The organism is Roseisolibacter agri (genome assembly GCF_030159095.1).
Taxonomy (GTDB): Bacteria; Gemmatimonadota; Gemmatimonadetes; order Gemmatimonadales; family Gemmatimonadaceae; genus Roseisolibacter; species Roseisolibacter agri.
The window spans coordinates 163,552-185,951 of record NZ_BRXS01000004.1 but is presented as its reverse complement, the minus strand read 5'-3'; the positions used below and the strand labels follow the sequence as shown (position 1 = coordinate 185,951).

The following is a 22,400-nucleotide window of genomic DNA, read 5'->3' as shown; positions in this document are numbered from 1 at the left end:
GCCGGTAATGCGTTGGGGAACAAGCAGTTAGGCCGGGACCATCGGGTTGCGTTCGGGCCGCCCGCGGGGTACATTTCGAGGCTTCCCGTACCGTCCGGCAAGCGCCCGCGCGCCCTCGTCCGAGGGGCGTCGGCGTGGGGGTGCCGCGGTGCGGTTCGACCACTGGGGTTGCGGATGACCAAGACGACGGACAAGCCGACGCCGACCGAGTACGGCGCGGGCTCGATTCAGGTGCTCAAGGGGCTGGAGGCGGTCCGGAAACGCCCCGGCATGTACATCGGCTCGACGGGCCCCCGCGGCCTGCACCACCTCGTCTACGAGGTCGTCGACAACTCGATCGACGAGGCGCTGGCCGGCTACGCCAACCGCGTCGACGTCGTGATCCACGCCGACAACTCGATCAGCGTCACCGACAACGGCCGCGGCATCCCGGTGGACGTGCACCCCGTGGAGAAGCTGCCCGGCGTCGAGCTGGCGATGACCGTGCTGCACGCCGGCGGCAAGTTCGACAAGAACAGCTACAAGGTCTCCGGCGGCCTGCACGGCGTCGGCGTGTCGTGCGTCAACGCGCTCTCCGAGACGCTCAAGGTCTGGGTGAAGCGCGACGGCAAGGAGCACTACATGGACTTCGCGCGTGGCGACACGACGACGAAGCTCAAGACGCTCCGCGACGTGGCCAAGAAGGACACGGGCACCAAGGTCTGGTTCAAGCCGGACCCCGTGATCTTCACCGAGTCGACGATCTACGACTACGGCACGCTCCAGGCGCGCCTGCGCGAGCTCTCGTTCCTGAACAAGGGCGTGACCATCACGCTCAAGGACGAGCGGCCGGGCGAGGAGAAGGAGGAGACGTTCCACGCCGAGGGCGGCCTGCGCGAGATGGTGGCGCACCTGACGCAGGCGGCGAACAAGAAGCCGCTGCACGCCCAGGTCGTCTACATCGAGACGGAGCGCGACAACATCGGGATCGAGCTGGCGATGCAGTACAACGACAGCTACGCCGAGTCGGTGTTCTCGTTCGTGAACAACATCAACACCCACGAGGGCGGCACGCACCTCACGGGGTTGAAGAGCGCGCTCACGACCGTCATCAACAAGTACATCGAGAAGTCGTCGGCCCTCAACAAGAAGGACAAGGACATCCGCCTCACCGGCGACGACGTCCGCGAGGGGCTGGTGGCGGTGCTCTCGGTGAAGGTCCGCGAGCCGCAGTTCGAGGGCCAGACGAAGACGAAGCTGGGCAACTCGGAGGCCGAGGGCGCGGTGCGCTCGGTGGTCAACGAGCTGCTGACGCAGTACCTGGACGAGACGCCGAAGGTCGCCAACGCGATCATCGAGAAGGCGGTCAGCGCGGCGCGTGCGCGTGAGGCGGCGCGCAAGGCGCGCGACCTCACGCGCAAGAAGAGCGCGCTCGACGTCGGCAACCTGCCGGGCAAGCTGGCCGACTGCTCGATCGACGATCCGTCGCGCTCGGAGCTCTACCTGGTCGAGGGCGACTCCGCCGGCGGCTCGGCGAAGATGGGGCGCAACCGCGCGTACCAGGCGATCCTGCCGCTGCGCGGCAAGATCATCAACGTCGAGAAGGCGCGCATCGACAAGGTGCTGTCGAACGAGGAGATCCGGACGATCATCACGGCGATCGGCTCGGGGATCAAGGACGAGTTCGACCTCACGAAGACGCGCTACCACAAGATCGTCATCATGACGGACGCCGACGTCGACGGCGCCCACATCCGCACGCTGCTCCTGACGTTCTTCTTCCGGCAGATGCCGGAGCTGATCGAGGCGGGCTACATGTACATCGCCCAGCCGCCGCTCTACCGGGTGGCCAAGGGGAAGGAGGTGTACTACGCCTACGCCGAGAAGGAGCGCGACGAGTACATGACGCGACTCGGCGGCAACGACGGGAAGAACATCAACATCCAGCGCTACAAGGGGCTGGGCGAGATGAACCCGGACCAGCTGTGGGAGACCACGATGGACCCGGAGACCCGCACGCTGCTGCAGGTCACGATGGAGGACGCGGTGCTGGCCGACCAGATCTTCTCGACGCTGATGGGCGACAACGTCGACCCGCGGCGCGAGTTCATCGAGGCCAACGCGCGCTTCGTGTCGAACCTGGACGTCTGAGGACGCACCAGGCGGGGTGAGCGAGGGGGCGGACCGCCATGCGGTCCGCCCCCTCGTCGCGTCCGGTCGCCCGACACGAAACGGATGAACAACAGCCGCCGTAGGGGCTCCGCGCGCCACGGTGACGCGCACCGTCGCACCCTCCCCACCGCCCCGCCCCATGGCCGGAACCCTCCGCCTCGCCCTCGCCGCCGGCGTGCTCGCCGCGCTGCCCCTCGCCCCCGCCGCGCTCCGGGCGCAGGCCGCGCCCGCCGCCGCCTCGAAGATCGCCGTCTCGAAGGACGCCGCGCCGGACTCGCTCGCCTTCCCGCGGCAGTTCGTCGACTGGATCTTCACGACCCGGGGCGACAGCGCCTTCGCCCATGCCGGCCCGCGGCTGCGCGAGAGCATGCAGTCGGCCGACGGGGTGAATCAGATGTCGGGGCGGATCCTGACGCGCTTCGGCGAGATGCAGGGCACCGACGCCGAGGTGCAGTTCGCCGAGGGCGACCTGAAGGTCTACATCGTGGCGATGCGCTTCGCGCAGGCGCCGGAGCCGGGCGCCTTCGTCGTCGCATACTCGCCGACCACGAAGGTCGTCGAGCGGGCGAGCTTCGGCCCGCTCGCGAACGTGAAGGGCCGCTATCCGAACGCGAAGCTGCCCTGAGCGGCCACGGGCATCGAGAACGTGAAGGGCCGGGGAATCTCCCCGGCCCTTCGTCGTCGTGCCTGCGCGGTCAGGCGCCGCGGCGTCTCGCGCGGCGTCGCGCGCGTGCCAGCGCGAGCGCGGCCACGCCGCTCGCCACCAGCGCCGTGGTGCCCGGCTCGGGGACGGTACTGGTCGCCGCGCCGACACCGACGTCGAACGACGCGCTGGCGAGGACGCTCGACGCCGTGTTGCTGGGGCCGCCGAGCACGTAGAACGTCCCACCGTAGCTGCCGGACGCGGTGCCGCCGGGAACCAGCGCCCGGAACAGCTCGGTCGTGAAGATCGCGCCCGGCGCGATGCTCGTCGGCGCGTTGGCGAGGAACGGCGTGACGTCCACGGAGAGCGACGACGTGACGGTCGTGCCGTTGAGGAACAGCGTCGTCGTGCCCGTATTGGTCAGCGTGCCGACGAACGACACCGCGGAGGGCGCGACCACGCCCGTCACGAGCGGCTGCTCGAGCACCAGGGTGAGGGTCTGCGCCCGGGCCGGACGCGCGGTGGACAGTACGAGTGCCGCACATGCGAGCAGTGGGCGGATGACGCGCATGCGACACGCTCCTCGTATCTGGATGGTGGCCGGATGGTCGACCGCGCCACGGTACGTGCCTCCGACCCGGGCGGCAAGACAGGCGCGAGCGCGCCGCGACCCGAACGCGCCGAGGCTGACGACACCGTAATCCGCGCGGCCCGCCGCGGGTGGGCCGCAACCCGGCTCTTGCCGAACCGTGGTGCGGATGCAAGCATCTGCGAGGGCCGTCCGCGACGGTCCGACCGGCGCGACGAGGGGACCGGGCGGGCGCCCGGGCCTTTCACGCGCCGGCACATCGCCTCGAAGCCGCGTCGCGAGGCCGCACTGGTCGGCGGGAGAGTGCGCGCGCATGAGAACGGCACTGGGATGCACCCGCTGCGGGACGGCCATCCAGCCCGGCCAGCGGTTCTGCAGCGAATGCGGCACACCCGTGGTCACGGAGTGCGCGTCGTGCGGCGCGCCCGTCACCCCGGAAGCGCGCTTCTGCCCGCGCTGCGGCGTGCCCGTCGCGGTGCGCTCCGGCCCGTCCACGCCGGCCTACGGCGCCGGCAGCACGCCCGCGACCAGCGACCGATCTCCGACGCCCGACACGGCGGCCGATTCCGCACGGCACACGAGCTGGCGCCACGTCGCGGCGCACCTCCAGGCCGCGCTGCGCGGCGAGTTCACGATCGAGCGCGAGATCGGACGCGGCGGCATGGCGGCGGTGTACCTCGCGCGCGAGCTGCGCCTCGACCGCTGGGTCGCGCTCAAGGTGATGTCGCCGTCGCTGCTGAGCGGCCACGGCATGGTGGAGCGCTTCCAGCAGGAGGCGGTGACGGTCGCGAACCTGTCGCACGCGAACATCGTCACCATCCACTCGGTGCGCGACGTCGACGACCTGCACTGCTTCGTGATGCAGTACGTCGAGGGGCGCGCGCTCGACCGCATCCTCCACGAGGTGCGCCGCCTGCCGCTCGCCGCGGTGCAGTCGGCGCTCTTCCAGGTGGGGAGCGCGCTGTCGTACGCGCACCGCCGCGGCGTGATCCACCGCGACATCAAGCCGGCGAACATCCTCATCGACACGAACGGCGACGCGATCGTCACCGACTTCGGCATCGCCAAGGTCGCGGAGGCGACGGGGCACACGCAGACGGGTGTGCTCATCGGCACGCCGTCGTACATGAGCCCCGAGCAGTGCCTCGGCGTCAAGGTGACGGCGTCGGCGGACCAGTACGCGCTCGGCCTCGTGGCGTACGAGCTGCTCGCGGGCCAGCTGCCGTTCACGGGGCCGAGCCTCGTCGTGCTGCAGGCGCAGATCAGCCAGACGCCGACGCCGCTCGAGGAGCTCGCGCCGGACTGTCCGCCGGAAGTCGCGGCGGCGGTGATGCGCATGCTCGCGAAGGACCCCGTCGACCGCTTCCCGAGCATCGCGCAGGCGGTCGCCGCGCTCGGCGGCGGCCCGCTGGGCGAGGACGATCCGCTGCGTGCGACGCTCGCGGTGATGGCGGGCGCGGTGCCGCCCAAGCCGCCGGCTCCGGTCCCGGCCAGCGTGCAGGTGACGCTGCCCGATGGCCGCTGGGAGGCGGGCGACGCGCTGCAGGCGTCCGCGATCGTGATCGGAAGCGACGAGCAGCCGATGCCCGACGTCGCGGTGCAGTGGGCGACGGACGACACCGGTGTGCTGCGCGTGGATGCGGAGACGGGCAGCGTGACGCTGCTCGCGCCGGGGCGCGCGATGGTGCGCGCGACGGCCGGCGACGCGACGGGCGAGACGGCGCTCGACGTCGAGGCGCCGCGCCCCGACCGCATCGAGATCGACGCACCGCCGGCACGGCTGCGCGCGTGCGAGTCGTGGCGCCCGGTGGTGACCGTGCGCGACCGGCGCGGCGCGGCGATGGACGTGCCCGTGACGCTGAGCGTGGACGATGCCGACGTCGCCGTCGTCGCGGACGGCGCCGTGGACGCGGTCAACCCGGGCACGACGACGCTGCGCGTCACGGTGGATGCGCTGACGCACGAGGTGCCGCTGCGCGTCGCACCGGCCGCCGTTGCGTCGGTCGAGGTGACCGCGCCGGACGCGTCGCTGGAGGTGGGCGAGCGCTCGCACCTCACGGCGCGCGCGCTCGACGGGCGCGGACGCGTGCTGCACGACGCGATGGTTGGCTGGCGGTCCAGCGCGCCCGACGTCGCGACCGTGAACCGTGAGGGCGTGGTGAGCGCGCTCGCCGCCGGCAGCGCGACCATCCGCGCGGAGTCCTCGGGCCATGACGCGACCGTCGCGCTGCAGGTGCGCCCGGCCGCGGTCGCGTCGCTCACGCTCTCGTCGCCGATCGGCGCGCTGCACGTCGGCGAGCGCGCGCGCCTGTCGGCGATCGTGCGCGACCGGCGCGGTGCGACGCTCGACCGCCCGCTGCGCTGGACGACGCTCGACCCGAAGGTCCTCACCGTGACGCCCGACGGCGAGGTCGAGGCGCGCGGGCTCGGCGTCGGCGTCGTCACGGTGGAGTGCGAGGGCCAGCAGGCGACGGCCGAGGTGGGCGTGATGGTCTCGTCGGTGACGGAGCTGTTCCCGCCCCCGCCGCCACCGCCCGCGCCACCCGCCGCCCCGCCCGTCCGCACGCCCGAGCCGCCGACGGTGCCGGTGGAGGTCGCGGCGCTGACGCCGGAGCCGGAGCCGGTCGCGCCCGCGCCCGTCCTCGAGACGCCGGCCGTGGAGGAGCCGGTCGCCGCGTCGCCCGCGCCGGCGCCCGTCGTGCCCGACGAGCCGCCGCCGCGCCCGACGCACAAGCTCGACGTCACGCAGTTCCAGGTGATGCCGCGCCTGACGCCGCGCGAGTCGATGCCCGTCGCGCCGCCGGCGCCGGTCGCGCCGCGAGAGCCGGCACCGACACCGCCCGCGCCCGTCGCGGAGCCGGTCGCCGCGTCGCTCCCGCCGACCACGGTGGAGGCGCCGGTGCCCGCGCGTCCGCTGTCGCCGCGGCTGATCGGCGCCGGGGTCGCCGCGGCGCTCGTCGCCATCATCGCCTGGTGGCTCGCGAGCGGCGAGCCGGAGGCGCCCGTGAACGCCTCGGCGCCGCAAGGTCAGTCGGGAATGGTCGCGACGGCGGACAGCGCGTCGCCGCCAACCGCGGACTCGATCGTGGCGCCGGCCGCGTCGCCGGCACCCACACCGCCGCCAGCGCCGGCGCCGGTCGCCACGGCGCCCACGCCCGCGGCCCCACCGAAGGCGAAGGAGGAGCCGCCGGCCAAGTCGGCGGCCGAGACGCGCCGCGAGGAGCAGGAGCGTCGCCGGGCGGAGGCGCAGCGTGAAGCCGAGGCACGCCGCGAGGAGGACGCACGGCGCGAGGCCGAAGCCCGACGTGTGGCCGACTCGACGCGGCGCGCGGCGCTCGCCGCGGCCGCGGCACGCCCGGCGCCCACCGCCACGCTTCCGGCGCCCACGCCGACACCCGCCGCGCCGCCGCGCGTGCCCACCACGGACTCGCCGCTCGTCAACGCCGCTGCCGCGAACGAGTCCCGTGCCGGGATGCAGCGCGCGATGTCCGCGTACGTGAGCGCCATCGGCGCGCGGAGCATCGGCGAGCTGCAGCGCGCGTTCCCGTCGATGCCGACCAACGTGCGCCGCGGATGGGAGGCGATGTTCGGCGCCGTCGGCAACCTGAACGCGCAGGCGAGCGACGTGCAGGTGACGCCCATCGACGGCGAGACGGGCAGCGGCGAGATGTCGCTCTCCGTGAGCTACAACAATCCCGCGAACAAGCGGCCGTGCACGCAGGTCACGCGCGTGCGCATGCGCCTCGTGCGCAGCGGCGCGACCTGGCAGATCAATTCCATCCAGCAGCTGAGCAGCTCCAGCAGCTCCGGCTGTCAGGGCTGACCTTCGACGTGACGACGCGGGCGCCCCGACTCTTCGGGGCGCCCGCGTCGCGTGCGTCGGTCAGCGCGGCTTCAGCGGAACGTCCGCTCGACGCCGAGCGTGTACATCCCGGTCTTGGACTGCATGCCGCCGTCGCCGAGCGGCAGGATGCCGTTGATGATGATGGTCGCTCCCGAGAAGGTGAACTTCGCGCCCGCGGACAGGTTGATGATGTTGTCCTTCCTGTCGGGGATGTCGGTCGCCGGCAGCGTGCTCGCGTTCGCGCCGGCGAACTGGATCGTCCGCGGCAGCGTCAGCTTGCTGTCCCCCATCTGCCACTCGGTGATGGCATCGATGGCGAGCGTCGCGCGCGGCGAGAGCAGCTGGTCGAAGCCCGCGGTGAACAGCACCGCGTTGGTCTGCTGGTCGCCGCTGCGCAGCGCGAAGCCGCCGTTCGCGTGCGGCGAGAACGCGCCGAAGCGCCCCGACACGATGCCGAGCGCGCGCAGCGCGAACTCGCCGGTGCCGGTGAAGTTGTCCGCGTCGCCCGTGGGGAGGCGCGCGTCGCCGAGGATCGCGAGCCCCATGCGATCGGTCTGACTCAGGTTGGCCTTCGCGCGGATCGCCACGTCGCCGATCCCCGTCTTGCTGCCGTCCGCGCGTGCCGTCGCCGTGTTCCCGCCGCCCACCTCGGCGCCGAACGAGTGCGAGCCGCTCAGCGTGCCGTTCACGTTGCGGATGGTGGCGGTGCTCGATCCGTCGAGCGACGCGTGCACCACGGGGATCGCCACGCCGACGTCGACGCGGTCGGTGAGGCCGTACGTGGCGAACACCGCGCTGGAAAGCAGCGTGAGCTTCAGCGACGGCTGCACGTTGATGTAGTCGTACTCGCCCGCGACGTCGCCCAGGCCTGGCTGCTGCACGTCCTGATGCGAGAAGTTGAAGCTCAGGTCCTCGAGATCGGTGCCGCGCACGCGGTCGAACGCGAGACGCGTCGTGTTCACGCCGAGCAGCATGCGGCCGCGCCCCAGCGTCTGCGCGCGCTCGGCGAAGATCGGGCCGGCCGACGTCGCGGTGCTGACGGGCGCGCCCTCGACGAAGCGGAAGGTCGCGCCGCTGGTCGTGGAGCTGATCGGGATGCTGCCGAGCGTCGCGCCGATCGCGCCCGTGAGGAAGCCGAGCAGGTTCTCGTTCGCCTGCACGGCCGCGCCGGTGAAGTGGCTGCCGTGGATGGCGAGGCTCCCGGTAAGCGTCAGGCAGAGCGGCTGGCCGCAGCTGCCGAAGCGGAAGAGATCCTGCACCCGCTGGCTCAGGGTCTGCGCGGAGCCCGGCTCCGCGACGAACACGAGTGCGGCGACCAACGCGAGACCACGACGCATGGCGGCTCCTGGCGTTCGGGAGTTGTGCGCAGCGCGCACGGCGACGGCGCGAGCGATGCAAGCGTCCTGCGGTGCATCCAGCTCTGGAGCTGCCTCGCCAGCGACGGAGTCCCCTGCCTGGCAGACGCGCATCATGCGCGCACGGCCGCCGTGACGACGTCGCGGCCGTTCCGCTCGGTGGCTCCGGAGAGCCGTGGCTCACATTGTGGCTCTCAGGACGCTCTGGCAAGCACGCGTTGGCGCCCCGTACGCCAGAGCACGCCGCTCAGTCGCGCAGCGCCGCGATCGCCGAGACCGAGCGCGTGGTCAGCAGCGCCGCCGTCCCGCCGCGCTGCGATACGGCACGTGAATAACGCTTCACGAACGCCACGCCTCCGCGCGGCAGCACGTCCGCCAGCGCCGACGGGCCGAGCGCCTCGACGATCGTCGCCGTCATCGCCTCGCCGAGCGCGTAGAACGGACCCGCGCCCGAGATGCCGCGATCGACCAGCGCGTGCGCGCCCGCCACGTCGCCACGCGCCACGGCGGCGACGACCGAGTCGACTCTCGCGCTGCCGAGCCGCACGGCGGCCGCGCGCTCCTCGGCGGGCATGTCGCGCGCAGGCGCGATCCAGTTCGCCGTCCCCTCGCTGAACAGCGCCTCCGCCGCGCGGCGCAGCACCGAGTCGCGCGCCGTCACCGCGACGGCGGAGGGCCGCCGCACCGCAGCCTGCGCCGCGTGGAAGGTCTCGTGCGTCAGCGTCCCGCGCAGCCGCGGCCAGTCGTCCTTGAACCACTCCAGGTCGACGGCGGCGACGCCGCTGCTCGCCCAGCCGTCCGCGCCGTCGGCGAAGAAAAGCGAGACCGTGCGATCGAGCCGCGTGCCCGCCGGGAGGTAGGGCGCGATGCGCGCGACCACGCCGTCGAGCAGCGCGGGCCCCCGCACGTGCAGCGTGTCGAGCAGCGCGCGGTACCGCGCGCCATGGCGCGCGACGTCGGCATAGTCGAGGAAGCCCTTGGGATTCGCCCACGCGTACAGGCGATCGACCGGCAGCGTGCTCGCCGCGCGCGCGACGTTGAGCGCCATCAGCTCGCGCGTCCACGGCAGCGAGTAGAAGCGCTGGTTGCGGTGCGCCACGAGCGCGTCGAACGCGGGGCCGCGCAGCCGCGCCGCCGCGACCGTGGGCGCGACGTCGGGCGTCCCCACGACCGCGAGCAGCGACTCGGCCGGCGCGAAGTCGAGGCGCAGGTCGAGCGTGACGCCACGCGCCGGGCGCACGCGCGCGTCGAGCGTCGGAGCCTTCGCGAGCGCGTCGCCCGGTGCCCCGCGGAACTCGGTCGCGAACACGCCGAGCCGTTCCCAGCCCTCGCGCGTCGCGACGCGCAGCCGTGCGGCGAGGTACGCGACGCGGACGCGCCCCGCGAGGCCGTCCGCCGGCCGCAGGTAGAGACTGTCCGCGAGCGCGCGCGCACCCGTGAACGGGACGTGGACGCTGCCATCCGCGAACAGGTACGAGCCCATGACCTGCGCGGCCGCCGGCGCCGACAGCGCGCCCACGAGCGCCGACACCTCCGCACGCTCGGCGTCCGAGAGGTGCGCCTTCAGCCATGCCACCTCCTGCGACGACGCGCCCGGCGCCGCAGCGAGCTGCGCCCAGGTGAGCGTCGACGGCGGTGCGGCCGGCTGCGCGCGCAGCGGCAGCGCGAGGACGAGCGCGCAGAACGGCAGGCGCGCCGCGCGCGCGAGACGGCGCGCGGCACGGAACGGTGGGAACGACATGGCGAGCGGCGGGACCGGGAGGCGGGACCGCGTCGCGCGGTCCGGAGCCTCGAAAGCTAGCCGGGCTCGGCCGTCCGGGCCGGTGGCAGCTCAGTCGCCCCCGGTCGCCGGCGTCGCCGCCGTCGCCGTCGTCGCCGTCGTCGCGTCGGGCGCGCGCTGCACGAGGTGCGCGACCTGCCGCCCGAGGAGGATGCGCGAGGCCCGCACGTCGTGGCCGACGTCGATCAGCACCAGCGCGAGGTCGCCGATGCCCCACAGCAGGCCCGCGAGCACGATCAGGCGGCTGCTCTCGCCGACGAGCGTCGGCACCGCGTCCAGCCCCTGCTGCAGCAGCCCCGTCACCACCTCGGCGACCAGCAACAGCACCAGGATGATCGCGATCAGGCGAAACAGCTTGGAGAGGTAGCGCAGCCCGACGTACGGCTCGAGGTCCGCGTCGCGCACCTGGAAGAGCGGATCGGCCCCCGCGCGGCGGTGCGCGCCGCCGTCGTCGGTCCCCGAGGGGGTGGCGCGGCGCGCGGTCGTCACCGCGCGGTCGGCGGGCGTGGTCGCGTCTCGTTCGGTCATCCACCGTCTCCTGTGCCCGTCCAGCGGGCGCGGTATCCGCGGGTGTCGATGTGGGTGAACGGGCCGTGCGCCGCGTTTCCCGGGTAGATGCCGACGCCGCCCACCAGCTCGGGATGCGCCTGCTCGACGCGATCGACGATCGCGCGCAGCGCCTCCGAGTCGCGGATGTCGATGCGGCGGTCGCCGTTCAGGTCGTCCATGCGCCCGTCGCCGTCGTTGTCGATCCAGATGTCGGCCGCGTCGCCGAACATGTGGCGGCTGAGCCCCGCACGCCCGCGCGGATCGCCGCCACCCGTGTTGTACTGCGGCGTGCGGAAGCCGCTCATCACGTGCACGCCGCGCGTGCCCACGCCGCGGGACGCGAGCTCCGCCAGCACCAGCTCCAGCTTGTCCACCAGCTTCGTCTGCACGACGAGATACTTCGGCCACACGTTCTGCTGGTCGTGCGTCAGGAAGTCGCGCAGGCGGAAGTGCTCCGAGATGCGCGTGTCCTGGTTCTGCGGCGTCACCTCGATCAGCCCCTTCGGCGGTGCGTAGTTGCCGCGCGCGGCGGCGCCCGAGGCGGCGCGTCCCTCGGTGGGCCAGCGGCCGATGAAGTAGCCGCCGATCCGCCCGCCCTTGCGCTCGGAGAGCGGGGTCAGCGTGACGACGTCGAGGTCGGCCACCGGGCGCAGCGCGTTGCCCACGCGCACCGCGAGGCGCGCCAGCCCGCTCACCGTGTCGGCGGCGGTGACGCTGACGGTGGCCCCCTCCGGCAGCGCGGCGGGGAGCGAGTCGCCCGGCGCCTGCTGCACCAGCCGCACCTTGCCGCTCGCGCCCCGCAGCGGCACGAAGGCCTCCAGCGCCGCGTCGGTCAGGAACGCGGTGCTCGGCGCGTCGGCGCGGGTCAGCGCGGCGCTCACGGCGCGCGTGGTCGGGGTGAGGCCGGGCTCCACCTCGCCGCCCTGGGAGAAGCGGCCGCCGCGCTCGGCCGCCAGGCTCCAGATCCAGGCGATGGCGAGGGTGCCCATGACGAGCGACGACACGACCTCCAACCAGCGCTCGGCGCGCGGCGAGACGCCGGGGCGGTGCCACCAGCTGTCCGCCGGCTCCGGCAGCTGGAGCGCGCGCTCGACGAGCGTCGCGAACTCCTCGGTGGCGTGCGCGAGCAGGTGGGGAAGGTCGGTCGGGGTGGCCGCCGTGGCGGCGCTGGCAGACGTGGATCCGCGATGCTGCACCCGGTGGCTCCTCCTCTGGCGGGGCGCCCGGCCGATGGCGGCGAGTGGCGCGACGGCGCGGACGGTTGCGCGAACCGTGCCCGCCGTCGTGCCCGGGCAGGCGGCGTCGGCCGGTGGGCGCATGCGAGAGGGGCCGTCCCGCGGTGCGGAACGGCCCCTCCTTCCCTCCCCCTTCGGGACCCGCGCTCAGGCCGCGATCGACGCCCCCCGGCGCCCCGCGACCATCGCCTGGAGCTGCGCCGCGTGCCGCTCGGTGTGGCCGGCCAGGAAGAGCAGCCACTGGGCCCCGTCCAGCATGCCGAAGTGCGGGTGCGGCGCGAAGCGGCCGCGCAGCGCCTCGGCGGACGTCGTCGCGAGCGCGATCGCCTCGTCGCGCGCCGCCTCGATGCTGGCGCACACCACGCCCGGCCGGATCGAGCGACCGAGGGGCTGCAGGCGCTCGGGCGCCTCGAGGCGCACCGTGCGGTCGGCGGCCGCGCGCAGCACCTCGGCGTCGGGCGTGCGCGTGGGCGGCGTGCCGGCGCGCGGCCAGGTGAGCAGCGTGCCGCGCACGAACTCGACGACCGACCACTCGGTCAGCGCGAGGTGCTCGAGGATCTCGCACGCGGTCCACCGGCCGGCATCGGGGCGCGCGGCCCACGCGGCCGGCGCGACGCCACGCACGACCTCACGCAGCCGCTCGCGCGAGGCGCGCAGGCGCTGCGCGACGTCGACGCGCGCGCCACCGGAGACGCGCGACGCCAGCACGGGCGAGGCGGCGCTCACGAAGGTGGTGGTGTCGGCGATGTCGCTGGCGGCGTACAACATGGCTCCCTCTCACGACGGACGGCGGCGGACGGCGAGGCGGGGCCGGAGCGCCCGCACCAGGTCTGACACGGCATCCCTCCGGATGGTTTGCCCGCCCGACCTCGAAGCACACCTCGAAGCACGCCTCGATGCACACACTACGGGGCGAACGTCCCGAAGAACGTCCGCCCCGTGTCAGCGACCCGTCACGGAGTCGCCACGTCGCGCCGTGCGCGTCAGCTCACCACGACTCCACGCCGCGGCGCACGCCCTTCGCCTCGCTGCGCAGCTGCCGCCCGAAGTTGAAGTGGATGTAGCCCAGCGCGACGAACACGCCCGTGAACGCGATGCGCGTGATGAGCGAGTGGATCGTGTCGATCCCGCCGGTCTGCCCCGGATGCTGCGGCCGCGTGCCCCACAGCACGAGGGCGTAGACGGCGATGAGCCCCGCGATCACCACCAGCATCTGGAGGGAGAGCAGGCGGGCCACCTTCGGAGCGAGACGCGGAGACGGCATGCGACGACGGACCTCGATGCGGAAGTGCGAGTGGGCGACGCGGCCGCCGGACGACCCGGCGGCCAGGAGAGCGCGTGGCGCGGCGCGCGAAATCTGACCGGGCCGCCGCCGCCGCGCCACGGGTGCGGCCGTCACGCGGTGGGACGCGCCGATCAGTCCCAGCGCTTGAGCATCATCCGCAGCTCGTCGCGGTGGCGGGTCTCGTCGGCGATCAGGTCGTCGAAGTCCACCGCCAGCCCGTACTCGCCGCACGCCTCGGCCTGCTCGCGCCGCTGCACGTAGCGCTCGACCGTCTCCGTCTCGTCCGCGAGCGCGTTCTGCAGCATCTCCTTCGGGTCCTCCGTGTACTTCACCTTCGCCGGCACCGTCTCGGGCCTGCCGCCCATGTGCACGATCTTGTCGGCGAGGATCTGCGCGTGTCCCAGCTCGTCGGTGATCTCGGCCGTGAAGAACTCGCGCAGCTCCTGACGGAAGCGGCCCGGGACGGCGCTCGCGTAGGTGCGGTAGGTGATGACCGCCTGGTACTCGCGCGCGAGGTCCTCGTTGAGCAGCGCGATGAGCTGGTCCTTCGTGATCTTGTCGGCCATTGGAGCGGAGCGGGAGAAGGGACGTCCGGATCAGCGCGCCGAACCGGGACGCGCCGGCACCGCCCGCGCGGATGGCAAGGAGCGAACCGGCGCCGCCGCCTTCGCGCGGTCAGGCCGCCGCGCCGCCGGCGAGCTCCTCGACTCCCGCCGCGGAGACGCGGTGCGACACGAGCGGGAGCGGCGCCGGCGCCTCGTCGGCGATGCGGACGGCCGCCTCCAGCGCCTGACGCCCCGCCTCCAGCCCCGCGGCGTCGCGCGCGTGGATCGTGGCCAGCGGCTCGCCCGCGGCCACCGCGTGGCCCGGGCGCGCGGTGATCACGAAGCCGACGGCCGGGTCCACGCGATCCGCGACCGTGCGGCGCCCACCGCCGAGCGCGATGATCCCCTTCCCGATCGCGCGCGGCTCGACCTGCGCGACGACGCCGCCGCGCGGCGCGCGCCACACCGCCGTGTGCGGGGCCTGCGGCAGCACCGCGGGGTCCGCGACCACGCCGGGGTTCCCGCCCTGCGCCTCGATGATCTCCTCGAGCTTGCGCGCCGCGCGTCCGTCGGCGATGGCGGCACGCATCGCGGCGTGCGCCTCCGCGCGCGTCGCGCTCGCGCCGCCCAGCAGCAGCATCTCCGCGCCGAGCGCGTACGTCACGGCCATGAGGTCGTCCGGGCCCTCGCCGCGCAGCGCGAGCACCGACTCCTCGACCTCCAGCGCGTTGCCGCACGCGCGGCCGAGCGGCCGGTCCATCGCGGTGATGAGCGCGACGGTGGGACAGCCGTGGTCCGCGCCGAGCGCGATCATCGTGCGCGCGAGCTCGAGGCCGCGCTCCAGCTCCGGGAGGAACGCGCCCGAGCCGCGCTTCACGTCGAGCACGAGGCCCGTGAGCCCCTCCGCGAGCTTCTTGCTCATGATGCTGGCGGAGATGAGCGGGATCGCCTCGACGGTGCCGGTGACGTCGCGCAGCGCGTACATCTTGCGATCCGCCGGCGCGATCTCGCCCGTCTGCCCGATCAGCGCGCAGCCCAGCGCCTCGACCTGCCGCGCCGCGTCGGCGAGCGAGAGGTCGGTGCGGAAGCCGGGGATCGCCTCCAGCTTGTCGAGCGTGCCGCCGGTGTGTCCGAGCCCGCGCCCCGACATCATCGGCACCGCGACGCCGAGCGACGCGACGAGCGGCGCGAGGATCAGCGAGACCTTGTCGCCGACGCCGCCCGTGGAGTGCTTGTCGACGCGGCCGACGCGCAGGTGGTCGAGGCGCAGCGTGGCGCCGCTGCGCAGCATCGCGTCCGTCAGCGCGCCCGTCTCCGCGCGATCGAGCCCGCGGAAATAGATGGCCATCAGCAGCGCGGCCATCTGGTAGTCGGGCACCGCGCCGGCGGCGTACGCGTCGGCGAGCGCGCGCCACTCGTCGGGCGTGATGCGGCCGCCGTCGCGCTTCCGCTCGATGAGGGGGAGTACGATCATTGCTCGGGTTGCGGGGTACCGTTGATGAGACCGGCCGCAAGTTACCACCGCCTGACTGGAGCAGCAGCATCATGACGTTTCGTTCTCTGGCCGCCGCCGCGACGCTGGCCGTCGCGGGTCTCGCCGTGGCCGCCCCCTCCGCGCGTGCCCAGCTGCCCGCTTCGCAGGCACCCGCCGCGGAGCACGTGGCGATGGGCGACCGCGAGCGCGCCAGCAATCCGGCGTCGGCGCTGAAGCACTACGAGGCCGCCCTCGCGGCCGAGGCGCGCAGCTACGACGCGCTGGTGAAGGCGTCGGGGACGGCGATCGACGCCGGCGAGGCGAGCCCGGATGCCGCGCGCCGCACGGCGCTGTACAAGAGCGGCGAGCAGTACGCGCGCCGCGCCGTCGAGGCGCGGCCCGGCGACGCCGAGGGCCACTTCGCGCTCGCGCGCGCGCTGGGGCGCACCGCGCAGACGCTCGGCTCGCGCGAGCGGGTGAAGTACGCGGGCGACGTGCGCACGCACGCCATGGAGGCGCTGAAGCTCGACCCGAAGCACCCCGGCGCGCTGCACGTGATGGGGATGTGGAACGCGGAGATCATGCGCCTCAGCGGCGTGACGCGCTTCATGGCGAAGAACTTCCTGGGCGGGAAGGTCTTCGACTCCGCGAACTGGAACGACGCGCAGCGCTACCTGGAGCAGGCGGTCGCGGCGGAGCCGAACCGCCTCGTGCACCGCATCGACCTGGCGGAGGTCTACGCGGACCGCAAGAACACCGCGAAGGCGCGCGAGCAGGTGGAGTTCATCCTGAAGGCGCCGGCGACGGAGCTGAACGACGCGCGGTACAAGCGGCTGGCGGAGGCGCTGCAGAAGCGGCTCTGATCGTGCCGGGCCCGAAGGACCAACAGCGGCAAGGATGAAATCTGAACAGATCTGATAACGACGGATGGCTCCGGTGGAGTGCGAGATCCCTCGCCGCCCCACGGAGCCATCCGTCGTTATCCGACCTTGTCAGATCTTATCCTTGCAGAGCAGTTGGCATTTCTGGAGTCTGAATCGGCTCACCCGTACATCCGGGCCCGCGCGCGCTCCCGCGCCTCGCGGCGCCGGGCCTCCCACGCGTCCTCGGCCGCCCAGCGCCCTCGCGTGAGCTTGCGCTCGATCGTCGTGCGGCCGGCATGGGCCGTCTGGCGCATCGCGTCGCTCCAGTCGTCGAAGCGGTCGGCGACGCGCGTGCCGGCGCGGCGGGCGCCGCGCGCGAGGCGGACGCGCGTCTCGAAGCCGCTGGTGGGCGCCATCAGCAGCGCGGTGCCGGCGCCGAGGAGGGCGCCGATCGCCAGGCCGGCGCCGAACGCCCCGACGCGGCGCCAGTCGGTGCCGCTGCCGCCCTCGCCCTCCTCACGGTTGGTGCTCCGGCGGGCGGCGAGGCGCTCGCGGACGCTGTGCACCCCGTCCCGCACGCCGTCGCGCACGCCCTGCACCCCGCCGCGGACGCCCTCGCCGACGTCGCGCGCCCGGGCGGCGGCGAGGCGCGGCAGGGCGCTCAGCCGGCCGGCGACGACGGCGGCGCGCGCGGTCGCGGACTCGAAGCGCGGGCTCCCGCCGGCCGCGCGGGGCCCGGACGTGCCGGCGGAGGCCCCCGTGGTGCGCGGCGTGGGGCGGACGGCGGATCGGGAGGTCGCCCCGGGCGCGCGGGCGCCGGAGGAGCTGGAGCGGTTGGCCATCGGGAAGGACTCCTGGATCGGTCGTGGTAAGGAAATTGCCGTGCTCATGCGTCAGCGCTGTGCCCGGTCGACGCGTACCGTCGGCTCGGGCAGTCGTCGCGGGAGGGCTCGGCTGGCGCGGGGGGTGCTGCGTCGTCCAGGCGGCCCGTCCGACGAGGCGCGCCCCCGGGCGTTCGATCGTGCATCTTTCCGGCCCGTTTCCACCCGCCCCGATTTCACCGCCCGCCCGCCCCGTCGAGGGACTCATGAGCGCGACAGGCAAGACCGTCCTCCTCGTGGAAGACAACGAGGACAACCGCATCGTCTATTCCACCATCCTGCGCCACTTCGGCTATCAGGTCACCGAGGCGCTGAACGGCGAGGAGGGGATCGCGAAGGCCAAGAGCGAGAAGCCCGACCTGATCCTGATGGACATCTCCATCCCGATCATCGACGGCTGGGAGGCGACGCAGGTCCTCAAGCACGATCCCGAGACGCGCGCGATCCCGATCATCGCGCTGACGGCGCACGCCCTGGCGAGCGACCGTGAGAAGGCGATGGAGGTCGGGTGCGACGGCTACCTCGCGAAGCCGTGCGAGCCGCGCGCCGTCGTGGCCGAGGTGCAGCGCTTCCTCGGCAAGGGCGAGCCGAGCGCCGCGGGCGCCACCGCGAGCGCGGGGTCCGCGGCGTCGAGCCGCGCTTGACCGCGATTCCGTCGCCGGCAATGACGCGCATCCTCGTCGTCGACGACCACGAGGACAACGTCGAGCTGCTCCGCGCGCGGCTCGAGGCGCGAGGCTACCAGGTGGAGGCCGCGCGCGACGGGCTCGAGGCGCTCGAGCGCGTCGACGCGCGGCCGCCCGACCTCATCCTGCTCGACGTGATGATGCCGAAGCTCGACGGCTTCGAGGTGGTGCGGCGGATCAAGGGCAACCCGAAGCTGCCCTTCATCCCCATCATCATGCAGACCGCGCTCGAGCTGACCGAGGACAAGGTCGAGGGGCTCGACGCGGGCGCCGACGACTACATCACGAAGCCCATCGACTTCGCGGAGCTCGAGGCGCGCGTGCGGTCGCTGCTGCGCATCAAGGCGCTGCAGGAGGAGCTGGCGAAGGCCAACGAGTCGCTGCTGCGCATGTCGCAGATCGACGGCCTCACGGGCGTCGACAACCGCCGCCACATCGAGGAGCGGCTGACCGAGATGTTCGACCACTCGGCCCGCCTCAACGAGCCGCTGGCGGTCGTGATGTGCGACGTGGACCACTTCAAGAGCGTCAACGACACGCACGGCCACCAGGCCGGCGACGCGGTGCTCCGCCAGGTGGCCGACGTGCTGCGCGACACGGCGCGCGAGATCGACCGCGTGGGCCGCTACGGCGGCGAGGAGTTCCTCGTCATCCTGCCGGGCGCCAACGTGCACGATGCCGTGGCCTTCGCCGAGCGGGTGCGGCAGGCGATCGACGCGCGCGAGTTCGCCTACGACGGCGGCACCGTGCGGCGCACGCTGAGCGCGGGCGTGGCCGCGTGGCCGCACTCCGACGTGCGCCACCAGGAGGCGCTCGTGAAGGCGGCCGACGACGCGCTGTACGTGGCCAAGGAGTCGGGCCGCAACCGCGTGGTCGCGTACGGCTCGCCGGAGTTCGTCGCGCACGAGCGGCCGGACGGCGCCGCGCGCGCGACGGCGGCAACGGCCGCCGTGCCCACGCCGTAACGCCGCGCGCCAAAGACGCGCCGGCGACCGCCTGCACCGTCGCGCGTCCGCGTCGCCGCGTTAGCTTTGCGGGCATGAACGCCCCCGCCTCCAGCCCGACCGCCCCGCCCGCGGCCCTGGCCGCACGGGCGGCCACCCTGCGCGAGCAGCTCGAGCGCGCCTCGCACGAGTACTACGTGCTCGACCGGCCGTCGCTCGCCGACGCGGAGTACGACCGGCTGTTCCGCGAGCTGCAGACGCTGGAGGCCGAGCATCCGTCGCTGCGCACGCCGGACTCGCCGACGCAGCGCGTGGGCGCCGAGCCGCAGTCCGCGCTGCCCAAGCACCAGCACCTGGTGCCGATGCTGTCGCTGGGCAACGCGTTCTCGGACGAGGAGCTGACCGCGTGGGAGGAGCGCGCGGTGCGGCTGGCGGGCGAGGACGTGCGCCGCGCGGGCTACACGGCGGAGCTGAAGATCGACGGCGCCGCGGTGAGCCTGACGTACGAGGACGGCGTGCTGGTGACCGGCGCGACGCGCGGCAACGGCACGATCGGCGAGGTGGTGACGCCGAACCTGCGCACGATCCGCGACATCCCGCTGCGGCTGCACGCGACCAACGGAGTCCCGGCGCCGACGGGCGTGCTGGAGATCCGCGGCGAGGTGTACATGCCCTTCTCGCGCTTCGAGCAGATGAACGAGGCGCGCGTGCAGGCGGGCGAGCCGGTGTTCGCGAACCCGCGCAACGCCGCCGCCGGCGCGCTGCGCCAGCTCGATCCGCGCATCACGGCGTCGCGCCCGCTGCGCTTCTTCGGCTACAGCGTCGTGCGCCCGGCGCACCTCGCGCCGCTGCCCTTCCGCACGCAGTGGGAGCTGCTGGAGACGCTGGCGGCGTGGGGCATCCCGGTGGCGCCGAGCCGGAAGCGGTGCGACACGCTGGACGAGGTGCACGCGTGGGCGAGCGAGATCGAGCGCAACGTGCGCGCGCAGCTCGACTTCGCCATCGACGGCGCGGTGGTGAAGGTGGACCCGCTGCGCCTGCAGGCGGAGCTGGGCGACGTGGGCCGCGAGCCGCGGTGGGCCGTGGCGCGCAAGTTCGCGCCGGACATCGCCGAGACGACGCTGACGGCGATCGAGGTCAACATCGGGCGCACCGGCTCCGTGAATCCGTTCGCGATGCTGGAGCCGGTGGAGATCGGCGGCGCGACGGTGAAGCTGGCGACGCTGCACAACTTCGCGCTGATCGCCGACAAGGACCTGCGCGTGGGCGACCGCGTGCAGGTGAAGCGCGCCGGCGAGGTGATCCCGCAGGTCATCGGCCCGATCCCCGAGCGGCGCGACACCGAGCATCCGCCGGCGCCGTACGTGCCGCCGACGAACTGCTACGCGTGCCGGTCGCCGCTGGAGGCGGGCGAGGACCGCGGGATGCTCTACTGCCCCAACTTCCAGTGCCCGGCGCGGCAGCTGGAAGGGCTGGTGCACTTCGCGTCGCGCGGCGCGATGGACATCCGCGGGCTCTCGTACGCGCGCATCGAGCAGCTGACGTCGGAGCACCGCGAGGACGAGCTGCATCCGCTGGTGCGCGACGCGTCGGACCTCTACACGCTGACGGTGGAGGACCTGCTGCGGCTGGAGCGGTTCGCCGACAAGAGCGCGGAGAACCTCGTGCAGGCCATCGAGGCGTCGAAGGCGCAGCCGCTCTCGCGCCTGCTGTTCGGGCTCGGCATCGACCACGTGGGCGAGATCGCCGCGCGGCTGCTGGCGCGGCACTTCGGCACGATGGACCGCCTGCTGGACGCGACCGAGGAGGAGATCGGCGCGGTGCGCGGCGTCGGCGACGTGATCGCGCACTCGGTGGCGCGCTGGTTCGCGAACGAGGACGCGCGCGCGCTGGTGCAGCGGCTGCGCGACCGCGGCGTCAACCTGACCGAGCCGAACGCCGCCTCGGGGACGGCGTTCGCGGGGCAGACGTTCGTGCTCACCGGCACCTTCCCCAACCTGTCGCGCGACCAGGCGACGGCGCTGGTGGAGCAGCACGGCGGCCGCGTGACGAGCAGCGTGTCCAAGAAGACGAGCGTCGTCGTCGCGGGCGAGGACGCGGGGAGCAAGCTCGCGAAGGCGCGCGAGCTGGGCATCACCGTGATCGACGAGGCGGAGCTGGTGCGGCGTGCGGAGGGCGGCGCATGACGGGCCCGGGGCGCACGGCGCCGGGGCCGGTCTCGCTCCCGCCGTCGATCGTGCACGCGCTGCGCGCCGCGGTGCTGGCCACCGACGACGGCGAGACGCGCCTGCGCGACGCGGGCTTCGACGCGGGGCGCGCGCTGTACGATGACTTCGCGGCGTGGATGGCCGCGCGCGCGGGTGTCGCCGATCCCGCGATCGCCTCGCTCGGCGCGTTCGGCGAGGCGCTGGGCGCGTACGCCGCCGCGCACGGCTGGGGGACGCTGGCGCTGGAGGCGGGCGACGGCGCCGACACCGACGGCCTGCCGACGCTGCGCGCGATCGGCTGGTTCGAGGTCGAGCGCGGCGCGGACGGCGCGCGTGCGCCCTACCCGAGCTGCCTGTTCACGACCGGCCTGCTCGCCGGCTTCCTGAGCCGCCTCGCGGGCCAGCCGCTGGCGGTGCTGGAGCTCGAGTGCGCGTCGACGGGCGACGCGGCGTGCCGGTTCGTCGTGGGCGGCGAGGCGGCGCTGACGCGCTTGTTCGCGGAGCGGTTCGGACGATAGCCGCTGCGTGCTGCGTGCTGCGTGCTGCGTGTCCGGCCGCTCGGCACGCGCCGGTGCGCCGGATCCTTTCGCCTGTTGGTGAGGATACGGATGCTCCGGATGAGACGGATGCCCCGGATCGCTCCGCACCGGCGCATCGGACGTCGCCGCCACGCGGAGCGATCCGCGTGATCCGGCTCATCCGAAGGATCCGTATCCTCCCCGAGAAGTTGGTGTAGGCTCGGTGCGACGTCGGCCGCCGGGGGCACGGAGCCACACGCAGCACGCAGCACGAAACACGCAGCGTTCAGATACGCCCCGCGTACGTCGGATTCGGCAGCAGCTCGCCGCCCACCAGCACCTCGCGGTCCCACGGCAGCACGATGCCGCTCTCGGTGGCGAGGGCGTGGAAGTCGGGCTCGTAGCTGCCCGTCTTGAAGCCGACCGCCGTGCGCACCGTGTGCGCGCCGGCGTTGACGATCGCGCTCCGCGCGAGGCGCAGCGTGTCGCCGGAGTCGCACGTCTCGTCCACCACCAGCACGCGCCGGCCGCGCACGTCCTGCGGCGCCGCCCCGATGACCGCGGGCGTCTCGCGCACCGTCTCGGCGCGGAAGCGGCGGCTCACCGTGATCGCGGCGAACGGGCGGTCGAGGATCGCGGCGATCACCGCGCCGGGCACGACGCCGGCCGTCGCGACGCCGACGACGATCTCCGGGTCGTAGGCGCGCGCCACCTTCAGCGCGAGCGCGCGCGAGAGCTCACCGAAGAGCGGCCACTCGACGACGAGCAGCCCCTTGGCCGGGTCGAGGGCGTACTGACGCGGGGACATGGGCGGTGTCGGCGAGGGGTCGAGGACCGTCGAGGACCGTCAG

Annotated in this window: 19 protein-coding genes and 1 pseudogene; 9 read left to right on the top strand and 11 right to left on the bottom strand. The window is 73.6% G+C overall.

What is annotated here, in order from left to right:
* Positions 1-174 precede the first annotated feature (174 nt).
* A complete protein-coding gene (gene gyrB, locus rosag_RS12940; protein WP_284350567.1) occupies positions 175-2,130 on the top strand; it encodes a DNA topoisomerase (ATP-hydrolyzing) subunit B in 1,956 nt (651 codons plus the stop codon).
* Between the two features lie 160 nt (positions 2,131-2,290).
* Positions 2,291-2,776: a hypothetical protein gene (locus rosag_RS12935; protein ID WP_284350566.1), complete on the top strand. Its 486-nt coding sequence runs from the start codon at positions 2,291-2,293 to the stop codon at positions 2,774-2,776.
* A 70-nt stretch (positions 2,777-2,846) separates the two neighbouring features.
* On the opposite strand, the gene rosag_RS12930 is transcribed toward rosag_RS12935, so the two are convergent.
* Positions 2,847-3,365, bottom strand: a complete 519-nt coding sequence (locus rosag_RS12930; RefSeq protein WP_284350565.1) for a PEP-CTERM sorting domain-containing protein — start codon at positions 3,363-3,365, stop codon at positions 2,847-2,849.
* A 187-nt stretch (positions 3,366-3,552) separates the two neighbouring features.
* On the opposite strand from rosag_RS12930, the pseudogene rosag_RS25460 reads away from it, so the two are divergent.
* Both rosag_RS25460 and rosag_RS12925 read left to right on the top strand, forming a co-directional pair.
* Positions 3,553-3,834, top strand: a pseudogene (locus rosag_RS25460) (zinc ribbon domain-containing protein); the annotation flags it as partial.
* A 12-nt stretch (positions 3,835-3,846) separates the two neighbouring features.
* Positions 3,847-7,206 carry a serine/threonine-protein kinase gene (locus rosag_RS12925; RefSeq protein WP_284350564.1) on the top strand — a complete coding sequence of 1,120 codons (3,360 nt, stop codon included), beginning with the start codon at positions 3,847-3,849 and terminating at the stop codon, positions 7,204-7,206.
* A 71-nt stretch (positions 7,207-7,277) separates the two neighbouring features.
* Here rosag_RS12925 and rosag_RS12920 read toward each other — a convergent pair whose 3' ends face one another.
* From rosag_RS12920 to rosag_RS12885, 8 genes are all read right to left on the bottom strand, one after another.
* Positions 7,278-8,564 carry a hypothetical protein gene (locus rosag_RS12920; protein ID WP_284350563.1) on the bottom strand — a complete coding sequence of 429 codons (1,287 nt, stop codon included), beginning with the start codon at positions 8,562-8,564 and terminating at the stop codon, positions 7,278-7,280.
* A gap of 265 nt (positions 8,565-8,829) precedes the next feature.
* Positions 8,830-10,323, bottom strand: a complete 1,494-nt coding sequence (locus rosag_RS12915; RefSeq protein ID WP_284350562.1) for a DUF5700 domain-containing putative Zn-dependent protease — start codon at positions 10,321-10,323, stop codon at positions 8,830-8,832.
* A gap of 90 nt (positions 10,324-10,413) precedes the next feature.
* Positions 10,414-10,890 carry a hypothetical protein gene (locus tag rosag_RS12910; RefSeq protein WP_284350561.1) on the bottom strand — a complete coding sequence of 159 codons (477 nt, stop codon included), beginning with the start codon at positions 10,888-10,890 and terminating at the stop codon, positions 10,414-10,416.
* Positions 10,887-12,107: a hypothetical protein gene (locus rosag_RS12905; RefSeq protein ID WP_284350560.1), complete on the bottom strand. Its 1,221-nt coding sequence runs from the start codon at positions 12,105-12,107 to the stop codon at positions 10,887-10,889. The genes rosag_RS12910 and rosag_RS12905 overlap by 4 nt, the downstream gene beginning before the upstream one ends.
* Positions 12,108-12,293: 186 nt before the next feature.
* A complete protein-coding gene (locus rosag_RS12900) occupies positions 12,294-12,914 on the bottom strand; it encodes a DinB family protein (RefSeq protein WP_284350559.1) in 621 nt (206 codons plus the stop codon).
* A 220-nt stretch (positions 12,915-13,134) separates the two neighbouring features.
* On the bottom strand, positions 13,135-13,410 hold the full coding sequence (locus rosag_RS12895; RefSeq protein ID WP_284350558.1) for a hypothetical protein: 276 nt from the start codon (positions 13,408-13,410) through the stop codon (positions 13,135-13,137).
* A 152-nt stretch (positions 13,411-13,562) separates the two neighbouring features.
* The gene (locus rosag_RS12890) at positions 13,563-13,997 is read right to left on the bottom strand and encodes a ferritin-like domain-containing protein (protein ID WP_284350557.1); all 435 of its coding nucleotides are present in this window, start codon (positions 13,995-13,997) and stop codon (positions 13,563-13,565) included.
* 109 nt (positions 13,998-14,106) lie between these two features.
* Positions 14,107-15,450, bottom strand: coding sequence for a thymidine phosphorylase (locus rosag_RS12885; protein WP_284350556.1), 1,344 nt, complete (start codon positions 15,448-15,450; stop codon positions 14,107-14,109).
* Positions 15,451-15,521: 71 nt separating this feature from the next.
* On the opposite strand from rosag_RS12885, the gene rosag_RS12880 reads away from it, so the two are divergent.
* Positions 15,522-16,313: a tetratricopeptide repeat protein gene (locus tag rosag_RS12880; protein WP_284350555.1), complete on the top strand. Its 792-nt coding sequence runs from the start codon at positions 15,522-15,524 to the stop codon at positions 16,311-16,313.
* A 179-nt stretch (positions 16,314-16,492) separates the two neighbouring features.
* On the opposite strand, the gene rosag_RS12875 is transcribed toward rosag_RS12880, so the two are convergent.
* Entirely contained in the window at positions 16,493-17,155 is a 663-nt protein-coding gene (locus rosag_RS12875; RefSeq protein WP_284350554.1) for a YtxH domain-containing protein, read from the bottom strand.
* Between the two features lie 245 nt (positions 17,156-17,400).
* Between rosag_RS12875 and rosag_RS12870 the strand changes: the two genes are divergently transcribed.
* The 4 genes from rosag_RS12870 (at position 17,401) to rosag_RS12855 (ending at position 21,549) form a co-directional block, all read left to right on the top strand.
* The gene (locus rosag_RS12870; protein ID WP_284350553.1) at positions 17,401-17,838 is read left to right on the top strand and encodes a response regulator; all 438 of its coding nucleotides are present in this window, start codon (positions 17,401-17,403) and stop codon (positions 17,836-17,838) included.
* A 20-nt stretch (positions 17,839-17,858) separates the two neighbouring features.
* Positions 17,859-18,845: a diguanylate cyclase gene (locus rosag_RS12865; RefSeq protein ID WP_284350552.1), complete on the top strand. Its 987-nt coding sequence runs from the start codon at positions 17,859-17,861 to the stop codon at positions 18,843-18,845.
* Positions 18,846-18,919: 74 nt separating this feature from the next.
* Positions 18,920-21,010, top strand: a complete 2,091-nt coding sequence (ligA, locus tag rosag_RS12860; protein WP_284350551.1) for an NAD-dependent DNA ligase LigA — start codon at positions 18,920-18,922, stop codon at positions 21,008-21,010.
* Complete coding sequence (locus rosag_RS12855) at positions 21,007-21,549, top strand: 4-vinyl reductase (protein ID WP_284350550.1); 543 nt, start codon at positions 21,007-21,009, stop codon at positions 21,547-21,549. Before ligA ends, rosag_RS12855 begins: the two co-directional genes overlap by 4 nt.
* Before the next feature lie 286 nt (positions 21,550-21,835).
* Here rosag_RS12855 and rosag_RS12850 read toward each other — a convergent pair whose 3' ends face one another.
* On the bottom strand, positions 21,836-22,357 hold the full coding sequence (locus tag rosag_RS12850; protein ID WP_284350549.1) for a phosphoribosyltransferase: 522 nt from the start codon (positions 22,355-22,357) through the stop codon (positions 21,836-21,838).
* Positions 22,358-22,400 lie beyond the last annotated feature (43 nt).